We start from the raw sequence: 14,148 nt of genomic DNA, 5'->3' as shown, positions 1-14,148 counted from the left end.
GATTGGCGAGGGCGCAGGCTGGCACTGTAGCCGGCCTGCGCCCTAAATCCTCTAGGCTGCGTCCGGCGCAGTGAAAGCCATCCGTGGCCTCATCGAGCTTGCCCTGGACCATGAGCAGGCAACCGTAGACCAGTTCCCTGAACATGGAATGGTGCGCCTGACAGGCGCTGAATCGTACCTACAGCAGTCCTTCGTCTAACGAGCTTCGAGTGGCTTGCCACCAGAAGCTCGGAGAGCGAAGGGTGGTGCCCCTAGCCGGGATCGAACCAGCACTCCTTGCGGAACTCGATTTTGAGTCGAGCGCGTCTACCAATTCCGCCATAGGGGCTCAGGCCGGGCGGCCTGGATGGGCGCGGACTATACGGTCGGAGGCCTGTTCGTCAACTGGCCAATTCTCGAGATCACGGGGATGCGACCAATCTTCGCCTTTTGATTTCGTGGCAGTGCTGCCATTGTGCAGCGCGGAAAATCTTTCTAGACAGGCGGCGCATGGAGCGTGGCGTGTTTGAATGGATGGCCGCGCGCGCTTTGGGTCTTGTTTTCATCCCTGCCTTTGCCCCAGGCATCTCAGCACTTTTGGGCGACACGCATAGGAGAGCCGATGCTTCGCGGACTGTACGACTGGACCCTGTCGCTGGCGGCGCGCAAATCCGCCGAATGGTGGCTGGCCTTCATCGCTTTCGTCGAGAGTTCGGTGTTCCTGGTGCCGGCCGATGTGCTGTTCTTGCCGATGGCGCTGTCGCGGCCGGATCGCGCCTATCGCTATGCGCTGATTGCCACCGTCGCCTCGGTGCTGGGCGGCATCGCCGGCTGGTTCATCGGCCATTATGCTTATGAGGCCGTCGCCCGGCCGATCCTCGAATTCTACGGCAAGTACGACGAGTTCGAGAAGCTGCGCGCGGGAGCAGGGACCGGCTTCGTCATCCTGATGCTGATCACCTCGGGCGCCGCCCATCTGCCGCCGATCAAGGTGGTGACGATTCTCTCCGGCGTCATCGGCACGCCTTTGTTGCTGTTCGTCGGGCTGGCGATCGTTGCCCGTGGTGCCCGCTTCCTGCTGCTGGCCTGGCTTTTGCGCCGCTACGGCGAGTCGATCCGCGAGTTCATCGAAAAGCGCCTTGGCCTGATCGTCGGCGCCGCGGCGGCTGCCCTGATTTTGCTCTATATCGTCGTCAAATACGCATTCTAAGCGGGCCGAACGCAACGGACGAAAGACCTCATGACAGCGACCATGAATGCCGATATCGGACGCCAGCGGACACGCACCGCCCTGTTTCTCGCCGTCGCCATGGCCGCGACTGTCGGCTCGGCGCTCTGCTTCCAGTACATTGGCGGCTATATCCCCTGCCACCTCTGCCTGGAACAGCGCACCCCCTACTATATCGGCGCGCCGCTGATGGTGCTGGCGGTGATTGCATCGATGCTGCACGCACCAGCCTGGCTGACGCGCGGCCTGCTGGGCATTGGCGGCCTGTTGATGCTCTACGGCCTCTATCTCGGCGTCTACCACTCAGGCGTCGAGTGGCAGTGGTGGGCCGGCCCGACCGACTGCACGGCGGGCGCCGGCCCGGTCGACACCGGCGGCAAGGGCGTGCTCGACGCGCTCGATAAATTCGTGCCGCCCTCCTGCGACAAGGCGGCACTGCGCATCCTGGGCCTGTCGCTGGCCGGCTGGAACGCCATCGCCAGCCTGATCCTGGCCGCCGTCGCCTTCCGCGGTGCACTTTCCCGCGACTGATCAAATTCGATTGAGCCCCACGGCGTAGGGTTCGAGCAAAAAATTCGGCAGGCTGAGCCGCATGGCGCGGCTTTCGACGTCCGAGCCAGATCGACCCCCACTCCGTCTCGGCTTCGCCGAGCCACCTCTCCCCCGATCGACGGGGTAGAGGAAGGGCGCGAGCCTGTTGTAGCCAGCGCTCCTCCAACAGGCTCCCTTCTCTACTCCGGCCTCCAGCAGGCTCCCTTCCCCTCCCTCCGGCCTCCAGCAGGCTCCCTTCCCCTCCCTCCGGAGGGGGGAGAGGTGGCGCTGCGAAGCAGCGACGGAGTGGAGTGGGGGAAGCCGGTCCTTGAACGCGAAGCCGCTGGTAAGTGAGCGCGACCGAGCTGGTGCGATATCGGGAGTGTCAGATTATCATGGTCTGGTAGGCATGTGAGCACCGGCCTGCGCCGGCCGTAGCCTGAACTGTCCGACCACCCATGAGTGCTTCGGCCAGCGAAGGCCGGAAGCGCAGAAAATCGCTTCAGGCGGCCAGCCTCCCGAATTCTCGAACGATCTCAGGGCTCCAGCTCAACATCCCAGTAGAGATAATCCATCCAGCTTTCATGCAGATGGTTCGGCGGGAACAGGCGGCCGTTGTTGTGCAAATCATGCACGGTCGGCTGATAGGGCTTCTGCAGCGGCCACATCTTGGCATGCGCCGGCATCATGCCGCCCTTCCTCAGATTGCAGGGCGAGCAGGCGGCGACGACATTCTCCCAGGTCGTCGCACCGCCGCGATGGCGCGGGATGACGTGGTCGAAGGTCAGGTCGTCAGGCGTACCGCAATACTGGCATTGGAAGCGGTCGCGCAGGAAGACGTTGAAGCGGGTGAAGGCCGGATGCCTGGACGGCTTCACATAGGCCTTCAGGCTGACCACGCTCGGCAGCTTCATCGAGAAGGTCGGCGAGGACACCGCGTGCTCGTATTCGGCGACGATGTTCACCCGGTCGAGGAACACCGCCTTGATGGCGTCCTGCCAGGACCAGAGCGACAAGGGGTAATAGCTGAGCGGACGGTAATCCGCATTCAGCACCAGCGCTGGAAGCCCATCCGGAGATACGGCAACCGTCACCTTGTTTACCTCCTAGTTTCTCGAACCGATCGGCGCGGATACTGTAAGCCCGACATGACAGGGATGTGAAGCGGATTGTCGCTTGCCCAACGCGTCAAAAACCCTCGATTTTTATGACTTTTTGCGGATTCAGGCCGGAGGTGCTGCGTCCCTGCCCCTGGTTTCGCGATAATAGGACCAGAAAAGCCGCGATGCGACACCTCGCCACGGGCTCCATGATTCGGCCAATGCGATCAGTGTTTTCTCCGGCGGACGCGGGTCGATGCCGAGCGCATGGCCGACCGCGCTCTGCAGCGCGACATCGCGCGCGGGGAAGATGTCGGGGTGCCCCGCGGCAAACAGAAGGTACACTTCCGCCGTCCAGGGGCCGATACCGGGCACCGCCGTCATCGCCGTGATGGCCTCGGTTGCGTCGAGCGAACAGAGGTGATTGAGGTCGAGGCCGTCGGCCACGGCCTGGGCAATTGCGATCAGGCCGCGCTGCTTGGGCCGCGACAGGCCGGCCTCGCGAAACATATCCTCGCCGGCGGCCAGGATCGCCCGCGGCGTCAGCGGGTCGACGAGCTTGGTCAGCCGGCCAAAGATCGCGTCGGCGCTCGCCCGCGACACCTGCTGCGAGACGATGATCGAGGCCAGGCTCCTGAATCCTGGCTCCGAAAGTCTGAGCGGCACCTCGCCGGCCATGCCGCGCACCTTTTCCAGGCGCGGGTCGATGATGCAAAGCGCATCCAGCCCGCGCGCAATGTCGTCCAGTGTTGCGATGCGTTGCATGGTATCCTTGTCCGCCAATGTGCCGCAAAGTAGCAATCGCCGAAACCACAGCACAACCCGATTGCCGCTCGAGACATGACGCTCCTGACATTCCGCTTCGCGCCCAGCCCCAACGGCGAACTGCATCTCGGCCATGCCTATTCGGCACTGCTCAACCGGAAGCTGGCAAAGGCTAGCGGCGGCCGGCTGCTGCTGCGCATCGAGGATATCGACACGACACGCTGCACGCCGCAATTCGAGGCAGGCGTGCTTGCCGATCTGAAATGGCTGGGGCTTGGCTGGGAAGAGCCGGTGCGCCGCCAATCCGAGCATTTCGCCGAGTACGAGGCGGTGCTTGACCGGCTGATCCGCGAAGAACTCGTCTATCCCGCCTTCATGAGCCGTGGCGACATCAGGGCCTTCATCGCCGACAGCGAAAAGCACGGACGCGACTGGCCGCGCGACCCCGATGGCGTGCCGCTCTATCCCCCCGCCGACAAGGCGCTGCCGGTCAGGGAACGCAAGCGGCGCATCGCCGAAAATGCGCCCTTCGCCTGGCGACTGGATGTCGATGCCGCCATGGCGCGTGTCGGCAGGGACCTCGCATGGGCCGAATTCGGCGATGAGACGCTGTCCACGACGCGCTCCGTCGAAGCCCGACCGCAGGACTGGGGCGACGTGATCGTGGCGCGCCGCGACATCCCGACCAGCTACCACCTCGCCGTCGTTATGGACGACGTCCTGCAAGGCGTCAGCCACGTCGTGCGCGGCCAGGATCTGTTTTCCGCCACCGGCGTGCAGCGCCTGCTGCAGGAACTGCTTGGGCTGCCGCAACCCGCCTATTTCCACCATCGGCTCATCCTCGGGCCGGATGGGCGAAAACTGTCGAAGAGCCTTGGCGATACCGGCCTTGCGGCCTTGCGCGATGCCGGTGCATCGCCTGACGACATCAGGCGAATGGTTGGGCTCTGAGCCTGGCGAAGAAACTCTGGGAAACGCGTGTCGAGGCACCGCCAATTGAATTCCGGTGATGCATGGATCAATCGTTTCGCTTTGCGCACCGCGTTGAACGGGACTAGAGCAGCGCCACGGTCAACTTCCCCAGCCTCGCGGTCTCCGGAAAAATGCAAAGCATCAAGCGGTTCATCCCCGCCACCTTCGTCGTCCTGTGGGCGACCGGCTTCATCGGCGCCCGCTACGCCATGCCGTGGGCGGAGCCGTTCACCTTCCTCGCCGCGCGTTTCGTCATCGCCGCCATCCTGCTGGCTGTCCTGATGCCCGTGCTGGGTTCGAAACGAGCCACCCGCAAGGAGACGCTGCACGCCACCGGCGCCGGCGTGCTCATGCATGGCGTCTATCTCGGCGCCGTCTTCTGGGCCATCCACCGGGGCATGCCGGCCGGGTTTTCGGCCCTGATCGTTGGCCTGCAGCCGCTGATCACGGCGGTGCTTGCCGGCAAGTTTCTCGGCGAGGCCATCCTGCCGCGCCACTGGCTTGGCCTTGGCATCGGCCTGATCGGCATCGTCATCGTGCTGTGGCCGAAGCTCGGGGCGCTCGGCGGCGGTGTGACCGCGGCGACACTGACCGCATCCCTGGTCTCGGTGCTTGGCATGAGCGCCGGCACCATCTGGCAGAAGCGCTTTGCTTCCAGCGGTGACCTCGTCGCGGCGACCATGTGGCAATATGTCGGCGGCGCCTCGCTGATGATCCTGGCCGCGCTTGCCTTCGAGACGCACATCGTCATCATCAACGGCGAACTGATCTTCGCCATGGCCTGGCTGGTGCTGGTGCTGTCGCTCGGCGCCATCTTCCTGCTGATGGTGATGATCCGCGACGGCGAGATGTCGAAAGTCGCCTCGCTGTTCTACCTGGTGCCGGCGGTGACGGCGATCATCGCCTGGGCACTGTTCGACGAACAGCTCAACGCGCTGCAGATTGTCGGCATGGCGATCACGACCTTCGGCGTTGGCCTGGCAACGGCGCGGCAGGCCAAGGGAAGAATTGAGGAACTGAGGAACTGAGGAACTGAGGAACTGAGGAACTGAGGAACTGAGGAACTGAGGAAAAGCGGCCATATCTGGCGCTGTCTGCTTTTTCTTCAATTCCTCAATTCTCCAGTTCTTCAATTCCTGAATGGCCGCTATCGACTCATCCGACCCGGGCACGTGCCTCCAGATAGCGGCTGATCGCGGCGTTGAGTTCGCCGCCGAGGATGAAGATCGCCGAGACGATGTAGAGGAAAACCACCGCGATCATGATCGAGGCCAGACCAGCATAGGTCGTCACATAAGACGAGAAATGGTCGAGATAGGTGGCGAACATCGTCGAGCCGATAAGCCATGCCGCCAGTGTGAAGACGATGCCCGGCACCAGCGAGACGAAGCGGCGCTTGCCGGCCGGCAACCAGTAATGCACGGCAAACAACCCGCCGATGATGACGGCTGAGGCAATGACGTAGCGCCACAGCGTGATCGTGCCGGTATAGGGTTTGATCCACTCGAAATGAGCTTCCGCCAGCCGCGCCAGCAAGGGCGCGAACACCAGAAGCACGCTGATCGCCAGGAAACCGGCGGTGGCGATCAGCACGAAGAAGATGCTCTGCACGCGGCGATAGATGATGCCGCGCGTCTCGGTGACGCGATAGGCGCGGTTGAGCGACGTGCGCAGCGCCTCGATGCCGTTCGAGGCAAAGTAGGCGGCGAGCAGCACGCCGTAGGTCAACAGGTCGGTGCGCCGGACGGTCAGCACGTTCAGCACCTCATGCGCGATCGGCTTGGCGATCTGATCCGGCCAGGTGTCGAAGACCAGGTGCACGGCCGTGTCGGCAAAGGCTTGGGCGCCAAGGAAGCTGCCCAGCGTCGTGGCGAAGATCAGGAACGGAAACAGCGCCATCAGCGAGGTGATCGCCAGATGGCTGGCCATTGCCCAGCCGTCATCGGTGTTGAAATGGCCGAGCGCGTCGTAGAGCACGCGGCGCAGGGCGACAATATTCCGCAGCAAGAACCCGCGTTCCCTTCGATTGTCTCGACGCCGCGAATATGGGAAGTGAATGCGGCAAATGGCAACCCTTGGCGAAACCACGAGTCCGACAGCGCAGGAGTTGCGCACCATCATCATCACCGGCGCCTCGTCCGGCATAGGTGCATATTGCGCCCGGGCACTCAAGGCGGAAGGCTGGCGGGTCTTTGCAACGGCCCGAAAACCCGAGGACATCGCTGCCCTCGAAAGCGACGGCATCGAGGCTTTCTACCTCGATTACAGCGAACCGGACTCGATCACTGCCTTGGTGGCTTCAGTGCTCGACCGCACCGGCGGCCGGCTGGACGCGCTCTTCAACAACGGCGCCTACGCCCAGGCCGGCGCTGTCGAGGACCTGTCCGTGGCTGCGCTCAAGGAGCAATTTGAGGTCAATTTCTTCGGCTGGCACGACTTGACCTGCCGTCTCGTGCCGGTGATGCGCCGCCAGGGCCATGGCCGCCTCGTCCATTGCTCATCGATCCTTGGTCTCGTGCCGGTACGTTTTCGTGGCGCCTATTCGGCGTCGAAACATGCGCTCGAGGCGCTGATGCTCTGTCAGCGCCAGGAACTGGAAGGCAGCGGCGTCCATGTTTCGCTGATCGAACCGGGGCCGGTGAAATCGAAGATCGCCAGCAACGGCCTGCCCTGGTTCCTGAAAAACATCGACATCGAGAATTCCGTGCACAGCGCCGACTATGCCGCGCAGCTGGAGCGACTGCGCGCCGGCGGCAGCCAGTCGGTGCTGAAGCCCGGACCGGAAGTGGTCTACAAGGTTCTGCGCCATGCACTTCTGTCGCGGCGCCCGCGCCCGCACTATGTGGTAACGGTGCCGGCTAAGATCGGCGCGGCGCTCAAACGCATACTGCCGGCATCGATGCTCTACCGCCTGATGGCCAAACGCGCCTGAACGCCAAACCAACTGGAAACGCAACAATGGCAACCGTCTTCAACATCCTCGCCATTCTGGTCATGGCCGCCGTGGTGATCGTGCTGATCCGTGGCCTCATCAACATGATGCGCGGCGGCTCCGGCGTCACCTCGAACAAGCTGATGCAGGCGCGCGTCATGCTGCAGGCCGTGGCGCTGGTGCTGATTCTGCTCGCGGTGTATTTCACCCGCAAGTGAAGGCCGTTCGGGGAGGCGACGTGGTCAAGCTCAACAAGATCTACACCCGCACCGGCGATGATGGCACCACGGGTCTCGGCACCGGAGAGCGTCGGCTGAAATCCGATCTGCGCGTGGACGCCTACGGCACGGTCGACGAGGCCAATGCCTGCATCGGCATCGCGCGGGTCCACACAGTAGCTAGCCATCCGGCGATCGACGCCATGCTGTCGCGCATCCAGAACGATCTCTTCGACCTCGGCGCCGATCTGGCCGTGCCTGACGACGGCAAGCCGCTCGGCTATGAGCCGCTGCGCATCGTGGCCGCGCAGACCGATCGTGTGGAAAAGGACATCGACCTCCTCAACAAGGACCTCCAGCCACTCAAATCCTTCGTGCTCAACGGCGGCACGCCGGCGGCAGCTGCCCTGCATCTCGCGCGCACCGTGGCGCGGCGGGCCGAACGGCTGATGGTGGCGCTTGCCCAGGATCCAGGCGAACACGTCAACCGCGACGGGCTGAAATACATCAACCGCGTCTCGGATTTCCTGTTTGTCGCCGCCCGGGCGGTCAATGACAATGGAAATGCCGACGTGCTATGGGTTCCCGGCAAGAACCGCTGAACGGACTGAAAAGCGGGAGGGGGCCAGGGACATGTTCATCCCGCTTTACGACACCAACAGGCTGCGCCACATCCGCCTGCAATATGTGACGATCGGGCTGATCGTGGTCAACGCGCTGGTCTATTGCGCGACGGCACTGGGCGGCGAGAATTTCACCAATGCGGCCGTGCTTGGGCTCGGCTTCATTCCGTCCGTCGTTCACAACACGGCCGAACTCGACCCTCGCTTTGTCATCATCCCCGAAAGCCTGAGCTACCTCACCTATTCCTTCCTGCACGCCGATATCTTCCATCTCGGCGGCAACATGCTGTTCCTGTGGGTGTTCGGCGACAATGTCGAGGACGCGCTCGGTCACATCCGCTACCTGATCTTCTATCTCCTGTGCGCCATCGCCGGCGCCGCCTTCCAGGGCCTTGTCGCCTGGGATTCGCAGGTACCGCTGATCGGTGCTTCCGGCGCCATTGCCGGCGTGGTCGTCGCCTATTTGATCCTCTATCCCCGGGTGAAGGTCTGGGTGCTTGCCTTTGCCCGCATCCCGCTGCGCATTCCGGCCTTCATCCCGCTTATCCTGTGGGTGCTGTTCCAGGTCTTCATGTTCGCCGCTGGTGGCGAGGACCAGATTTCCTGGGCCTGCCACATCGGCGGCATCATTGCAGGCGCCGTGCTGGTGCTTGTCCTGCGCAGCCGCGGCGTGCCGCTTTTTGCCGGCGCGGACGAGGATACCGCGGTTCCCACGTCAGACCAGCCGCCGGTTGCTGCCGAACCAGCGGCGCCTGAACCGCCGGCCACCACGACGCGCTGGGGCCGGGGAAACCCCTCTGGCCCAAACTGAACCGATTTGAGCTGCTTTCAGCGTATTGACGTCAAGGGTTGCCGCAACTACGGAAACGTCTCCGTCTGAGCCCAAGGCGGGCAAAGACCAGAATTTCCATCCGGAATGTCGGCTTTCGACAACTCAGAAGGGGCGCAGGCTGCTATAGCGCGCCCAACTAGCGTGAAGAGGTGACAGGCAAATGAAGATCCTTGTGCCCGTGAAGCGGGTTGTGGATGCGAACGTCAAGGTTCGCGTCAAGGCTGATGGTTCGGCGGTGGAACTCGCCAACGTCAAGATGGCGATGAACCCGTTCGACGAGATCGCGGTCGAAGAGGCAATCCGGCTCAAGGAAGCCGGCAAGGCCGAAGAAATCATCGTCGTCTCGATCGGCCCGCAGCAGGCGCAGGAAACCTTGCGCACCGCACTCGCCATGGGCGCCGACCGCGCCATCCTGGTCAAGACCGACGAGCAGACCGAGCCGCTCGGCGTCGCCAAGGTGCTGAAGGGCGTCGTCGACGCCGAACAGCCCGGCCTCGTCATCCTCGGCAAGCAGGCGATCGACGACGATTCCAACCAGACCGGCCAGATGCTGGCGGCCCTGCTCGGCTGGGCGCAAGGCACCTTCGCCTCCAAGGTCGTGCTCGACGGCGACAAGGCCAAGGTGACGCGCGAAGTCGACGGCGGCCTGCAGACGGTGGAACTGAAGATGCCGGCGATCATCACCGCCGACCTTCGCCTCAACCAGCCGCGCTATGCCTCTTTGCCCAACATCATGAAGGCCAAGAAGAAGCAGCTCGACGAAAAGAGCCCGGCCGACTACGGCGCCGACGTCAAGCCGCGCCTCAAGGTCATCAAGACCGAGGAGCCGAGCGGCCGCAAGGCAGGCGTCAAGGTCAAGAGCGTCGCCGAACTGGTCGACAAGCTCAAGAACGAAGCCGGCGTGCTCTGAGATCGGAAGGAACAGATAAAATGACCATTCTCCTCATCGCCGAACACGACAACGCCACCCTTTCCGACCAGACCGCCAAGGCGCTTTCGGCGGCCCTGCAGATCGGTTCGGACGTGCATGTGCTGGTCGCCGGCAAGGGCGCCAAAGGCGCGGCGGACGCCGCAGCCAAGCTCAAGGGCGTCAGCAAGGTGCTGCTCGCCGAAGCCGACGAACTCGCCGAACGCCTTGCCGAACCGACGGCCGCACTGGTCGTGTCGCTCGCCGGCGGCTACGACACCATCATCGCCCCGGCGACCTCGTCGGGCAAGAACGTCGCGCCGCGCGTGGCGGCCCTGCTCGATGTCGCGCAGGTCTCCGAGATCATCGAAGTGGTCTCGCCCGACACGTTCAAGCGGCCGATCTATGCCGGCAACGCCATCCAGACCGTGCAGTCGACCGACGCCAAGAAGGTCATCACCGTGCGCACGGCTTCCTTCCAGGCAGCCCCCGAGGGCGGCTCGGCCGCGGTCGAGACCGTCAAGGCCGCGGCCAATCCCGGCCTCTCCACCTTCGTCGAGAACAAGCTGTCGGACACTGATCGTCCGGAACTGACCTCGGCCAAGATCATCATCTCGGGCGGCCGCGCGCTTGGCTCCTCGGAAAAGTTCCAGGAGGTCATCCTGCCCGTCGCCGACAAGCTCGGTGCCGCCGTTGGCGCGTCCCGCGCGGCGGTCGATGCCGGCTATGCGCCGAACGACTGGCAGGTCGGCCAGACCGGCAAGGTCGTCGCTCCCGATCTCTACATCGCGGTCGGCATCTCCGGCGCCATCCAGCATCTCGCCGGCATGAAGGATTCCAAGGTTATCGTCGCCATCAACAAGGACGAGGAGGCACCGATCTTCCAGGTTGCCGACTACGGCCTCGTCGGCGATCTCTTCGTCATTCTGCCGGAGTTGCAGAAGGCGCTTTGACGCTCTCTGACAAAGCGTATTAAATGCTTGGGGTGGGGTAGACGAAGTCGCCCCGCCCTTTTAGTTTGCACCGCACAAAAAGCAGGCTGCAAAAGCCTTTGGACGGGATCGGTGTAATGAGCAAGATCGAGACGATCGGCATCATCGGCGCAGGCCAGATGGGCGGGGGTATCGCCCATGTCTCCGCGCTTTCGGGCTACAAGGTGCTGATCTACGACATATCGCCCGACCGCATCGAGAAGGGCATCGCCACCATCAGCGGCAACATGGCCCGGCAGGTGGGCTCCGGCAAGCTCGACGAAAAGCTACGCAACCAGGCGATGGCGCGCATTGCCTCGGCACCGGCGATGGCAGATCTCGCCGGCGCCGATCTGGTGATCGAGGCGGCGACCGAGGACGAGACGGTCAAGCGCAAGATCTACGCCCAGCTCTGTCCGCAGCTCAACCCCGAAGCCATACTGGCGACCAACACCTCGTCGATCTCGATCACGCGGCTTGCCGCGCAGACCGACCGGCCGGAGCGCTTCATCGGCATACATTTCATGAACCCGGTGCCGCTGATGAAGCTGGTCGAGCTGGTGCGCGGCATCGCCACCGAGGACCAGACCTTCGAAGCGGCGAAGACCTATGTGAAGCAGCTCGACAAGACGATCACGGTTTCGGAGGATTTCCCGGCCTTCATCGTCAACCGCATCCTGCTGCCGATGATCAACGAGGCGATCTACACGCTTTATGAGGGCGTCGGCTCGGTCGATGCCATCGACACCGCCATGCGGCTTGGCGCCAACCATCCGATGGGACCGCTGCAGCTGGCCGACTTCATCGGCCTCGACACCTGCCTGTCGATCATGCAGGTGCTGCATGACGGCCTGTCGGATTCGAAGTACCGCCCCTGCCCGTTGCTGGTGAAGTATGTCGAAGCCGGCTGGCTCGGCCGCAAGACCGGACGCGGCTTCTACGACTATCGCGGCGAGCACCCCGTTCCGACGCGCTGACGCATCCGCTTAGAGCAATTCCAGGAAAAGTGTGAGCGGTTTTCCGTCTGGAATTGCGTCAAAACAAAGAGTTAGAGTGGTTCGCCGTTTCCATGCAGCGGTGAAACGCTCTACGACGCCGCGGCAAACGGCGCGGGCGGTTCTGACCTGTCGTAGGTGATCCTGTCATCCGGCGCCACCGAAACGCACCCACGGCCGGCGGCCTTGGCCGCATAGCAGGCGGCGTCGGCCTTTGCGATGATCTCGTCGACTTCACCGCAATTGGCGCAGATCGCCGCCAGGCCGATGCTGGCGCCTATCGCATGCGGCCGGCCGTCCCAGGTGAAGTTCAGCCCGGCTATCACGTCGATGATGGAGCGCGCCGCGATCCTCGCGCCGGCGATCGAACCCGATTTCAGGATGACCGCGAATTCATCGCCGCCCAGGCGCGCGACGATGTCTTCGGGACCAAGCACACCGCGCACGGCCTCCGCGACCCGCTTCAGCAAGGCGTCGCCTGCGGCGTGACCACCCGTGTCGTTGACCAGCTTGAAATGGTCGAGGTCGATGAACATGAACTGATGGCCGCTCCCGGCCGTCGTGCCGTCCTTGCGCGCCTGATCGACCAATCCCTCCATGGTGCGGATGAAGCTCGAGCGATTGGCAAGGCCGGTCAGCGCGTCATGCGCGGCGGCGTGGGCAAGTTGGCGCTGCAGGGCGCGCGCATCGGTGAAGTCCTGGAAGACGATGACCAGCCCGCAGAATTCGTTGCGCTCGTTCATGATCGGCGACACGACCTGGCGGATGCTGCAGCGTGTGTCGTCGCGGCGGATCAGCACGGCACGGCTGTTCTGGTCGGAAGGCGCCTCCGCGCCGATCGCCGGCCGCGTCACGCCGATCCTGTGACCTGTCTCCTCATCGACCGCCCAATAGACATGGCCGAGCGTCTTGCCGAGCGCCGCCTCGCCGGAAACGCCGGTCAGCTTCTCGGCAACCGGGTTCATGAAGGTGACGCGATTGGCCGCATCGGTGCAGATAACGGCATCGCCGATCGACTGCAACGTCACCCGGAGGCGCTCCTTCTCGTCGGCCAGCATTGCCGCCGACAGGGTCAGGCGCTCTTCGGCCTCCTTGCGCCGGGTGATGTCGGTCAGGCTGCCGATGGCCCTGATCAGCCGCCCGTCCCCGTCGCGCTCGATGGCCTTGCCGCGGTCGAGGATCCAGACCCAGCGGCCATCCTTGTGGCGCATCCTGAACTCGGCCTCGAAAAACTCCGTCTGGCCGTCAAGGTGGGCGCGGTCCGCTTCGGCGACGGTCTCGCGGTCGTCGGGATGGATCATGGTCAGCCAGCGGTCCGGATCGCCGTCGAGTTCGCCATCCGCATAACCCAGCATCTTGACCCAGGTCGACGAGTAGGTCGTGCCGCCTTTGCGCACGTCGAGGTCCCAGACGCCCTGGCCGGCGCCGGCCAGGGCGAAATTCCAGCGCGTTTCGGCCTCGGCAATGCGCGCCTCGGCCTGCTTGCGCGCGTCGATGTCCTCGATCTGCGAGACGAGATAGAGCGGGCGTCCGCTTTTCTCGTCGCGAATGACGGAGCCGGCGAGATGCGCCCAGACAGCCGTGCCGTCCTTCTTGAGGTAACGCTTTTCGAACTGGAAAGCGTTGACCGTGCCCGCTTTGATGCCTTCCATGGTTTCCCGCCCGATATGTACGTCGTCAGGATGGGTGATCTGGAAAAAGGTCAGCGCCTCGATCTCTTCGCGGCTGTAGCCAAGCATCGAGGCGAAGGCCGGATTGGTTTCCAGAATACGCCCGTTCAGCCCGACAATGGCGATGCCGATCGCCGAATCCTGCATGGCCCGGCGAAAGCGCTGCTCGCTTTGCGCGATCTGCCGCCGGTCGGCGGAGATGCGAATGACAAACAGCCCGGCGAGGAAAAGCGCGCCGGCTGCAACGGCGACCGATACCTGAAAACAAAGTCTGAGTGCCTCGGCGCCAAGGTCCAGCCGCGACGGCACGAGCGAGGCCGCCGCAACGGCGAGGCCAGCCACAAGCAGTGCCGGCGCTGCGTGTTTGTGGAGCCTGATAGGTCCTGGTAATCTCACGATCCGTGCCACCCCCGTGGGCAATCGCT

At 63.7% G+C, this 14,148-nt stretch carries 15 protein-coding genes and 1 tRNA gene; 11 read left to right on the top strand and 5 right to left on the bottom strand.

Going from position 1 to position 14,148, the window contains the following annotated elements; genetic code table 11:
* Positions 1-243: 243 nt before the first annotated feature.
* Positions 244-328 (bottom strand) — tRNA-Leu (locus DBIPINDM_RS22000).
* A gap of 273 nt (positions 329-601) precedes the next feature.
* Here DBIPINDM_RS22000 and DBIPINDM_RS21995 point away from each other — a divergent pair.
* Together DBIPINDM_RS21995 and DBIPINDM_RS21990 are read left to right on the top strand one after the other, a co-directional pair.
* Entirely contained in the window at positions 602-1,189 is a 588-nt protein-coding gene (locus DBIPINDM_RS21995) for a YqaA family protein (protein WP_258589164.1), read from the top strand.
* A 30-nt stretch (positions 1,190-1,219) separates the two neighbouring features.
* Complete coding sequence (locus DBIPINDM_RS21990; RefSeq protein ID WP_258589163.1) at positions 1,220-1,738, top strand: disulfide bond formation protein B; 519 nt, start codon at positions 1,220-1,222, stop codon at positions 1,736-1,738.
* Between the two features lie 536 nt (positions 1,739-2,274).
* Here the strand turns inward: DBIPINDM_RS21990 and DBIPINDM_RS21985 are convergent.
* Together DBIPINDM_RS21985 and DBIPINDM_RS21980 are read right to left on the bottom strand one after the other, a co-directional pair.
* Positions 2,275-2,832: an HNH endonuclease gene (locus DBIPINDM_RS21985; RefSeq protein ID WP_010911702.1), complete on the bottom strand. Its 558-nt coding sequence runs from the start codon at positions 2,830-2,832 to the stop codon at positions 2,275-2,277.
* Positions 2,833-2,961: 129 nt separating this feature from the next.
* On the bottom strand, positions 2,962-3,603 hold the full coding sequence (locus DBIPINDM_RS21980; protein WP_258589162.1) for a DNA-3-methyladenine glycosylase family protein: 642 nt from the start codon (positions 3,601-3,603) through the stop codon (positions 2,962-2,964).
* A gap of 75 nt (positions 3,604-3,678) precedes the next feature.
* Here DBIPINDM_RS21980 and gluQRS point away from each other — a divergent pair, with 75 nt between their 5' ends.
* Together gluQRS and DBIPINDM_RS21970 are read left to right on the top strand one after the other, a co-directional pair.
* Positions 3,679-4,554, top strand: a complete 876-nt coding sequence (gluQRS, locus tag DBIPINDM_RS21975) for a tRNA glutamyl-Q(34) synthetase GluQRS (protein WP_258589161.1) — start codon at positions 3,679-3,681, stop codon at positions 4,552-4,554.
* A gap of 152 nt (positions 4,555-4,706) precedes the next feature.
* Positions 4,707-5,603, top strand: coding sequence for a DMT family transporter (locus DBIPINDM_RS21970; protein ID WP_258589160.1), 897 nt, complete (start codon positions 4,707-4,709; stop codon positions 5,601-5,603).
* Positions 5,604-5,730: 127 nt separating this feature from the next.
* Here DBIPINDM_RS21970 and DBIPINDM_RS21965 read toward each other — a convergent pair whose 3' ends face one another.
* Positions 5,731-6,582, bottom strand: coding sequence for a YihY/virulence factor BrkB family protein (locus DBIPINDM_RS21965; RefSeq protein ID WP_027047430.1), 852 nt, complete (start codon positions 6,580-6,582; stop codon positions 5,731-5,733).
* A gap of 58 nt (positions 6,583-6,640) precedes the next feature.
* Between DBIPINDM_RS21965 and DBIPINDM_RS21960 the strand changes: the two genes are divergently transcribed.
* From DBIPINDM_RS21960 to DBIPINDM_RS21930, 7 genes are all read left to right on the top strand, one after another.
* Entirely contained in the window at positions 6,641-7,507 is an 867-nt protein-coding gene (locus DBIPINDM_RS21960; protein WP_258589159.1) for an SDR family oxidoreductase, read from the top strand.
* 26 nt (positions 7,508-7,533) lie between these two features.
* Complete coding sequence (locus DBIPINDM_RS21955; protein WP_027031242.1) at positions 7,534-7,725, top strand: twin transmembrane helix small protein; 192 nt, start codon at positions 7,534-7,536, stop codon at positions 7,723-7,725.
* A 20-nt stretch (positions 7,726-7,745) separates the two neighbouring features.
* A complete protein-coding gene (locus DBIPINDM_RS21950) occupies positions 7,746-8,327 on the top strand; it encodes a cob(I)yrinic acid a,c-diamide adenosyltransferase (protein WP_258589158.1) in 582 nt (193 codons plus the stop codon).
* Between the two features lie 31 nt (positions 8,328-8,358).
* Entirely contained in the window at positions 8,359-9,159 is an 801-nt protein-coding gene (locus DBIPINDM_RS21945; protein WP_258589157.1) for a rhomboid family intramembrane serine protease, read from the top strand.
* 181 nt (positions 9,160-9,340) lie between these two features.
* Positions 9,341-10,090 (top strand): electron transfer flavoprotein subunit beta/FixA family protein, encoded by a 750-nt coding sequence (locus DBIPINDM_RS21940; protein ID WP_258589156.1) that lies wholly within the window; start codon positions 9,341-9,343, stop codon positions 10,088-10,090.
* Between the two features lie 20 nt (positions 10,091-10,110).
* Positions 10,111-11,040: an electron transfer flavoprotein subunit alpha/FixB family protein gene (locus DBIPINDM_RS21935; RefSeq protein ID WP_258589155.1), complete on the top strand. Its 930-nt coding sequence runs from the start codon at positions 10,111-10,113 to the stop codon at positions 11,038-11,040.
* Between the two features lie 116 nt (positions 11,041-11,156).
* Positions 11,157-12,035: a 3-hydroxybutyryl-CoA dehydrogenase gene (locus DBIPINDM_RS21930; RefSeq protein ID WP_013892834.1), complete on the top strand. Its 879-nt coding sequence runs from the start codon at positions 11,157-11,159 to the stop codon at positions 12,033-12,035.
* Between the two features lie 110 nt (positions 12,036-12,145).
* Here the strand turns inward: DBIPINDM_RS21930 and DBIPINDM_RS21925 are convergent, their stop codons facing one another.
* Positions 12,146-14,065 (bottom strand): PAS domain S-box protein, encoded by a 1,920-nt coding sequence (locus DBIPINDM_RS21925; RefSeq protein WP_258589154.1) that lies wholly within the window; start codon positions 14,063-14,065, stop codon positions 12,146-12,148.
* Positions 14,066-14,148: the final 83 nt, after the last annotated feature.

The organism is Mesorhizobium sp. AR02 (assembly GCF_024746835.1).
Classification (GTDB): domain Bacteria; phylum Pseudomonadota; class Alphaproteobacteria; order Rhizobiales; family Rhizobiaceae; genus Mesorhizobium.
This window is presented reverse-complemented; position numbering and strand designations above follow the sequence as displayed.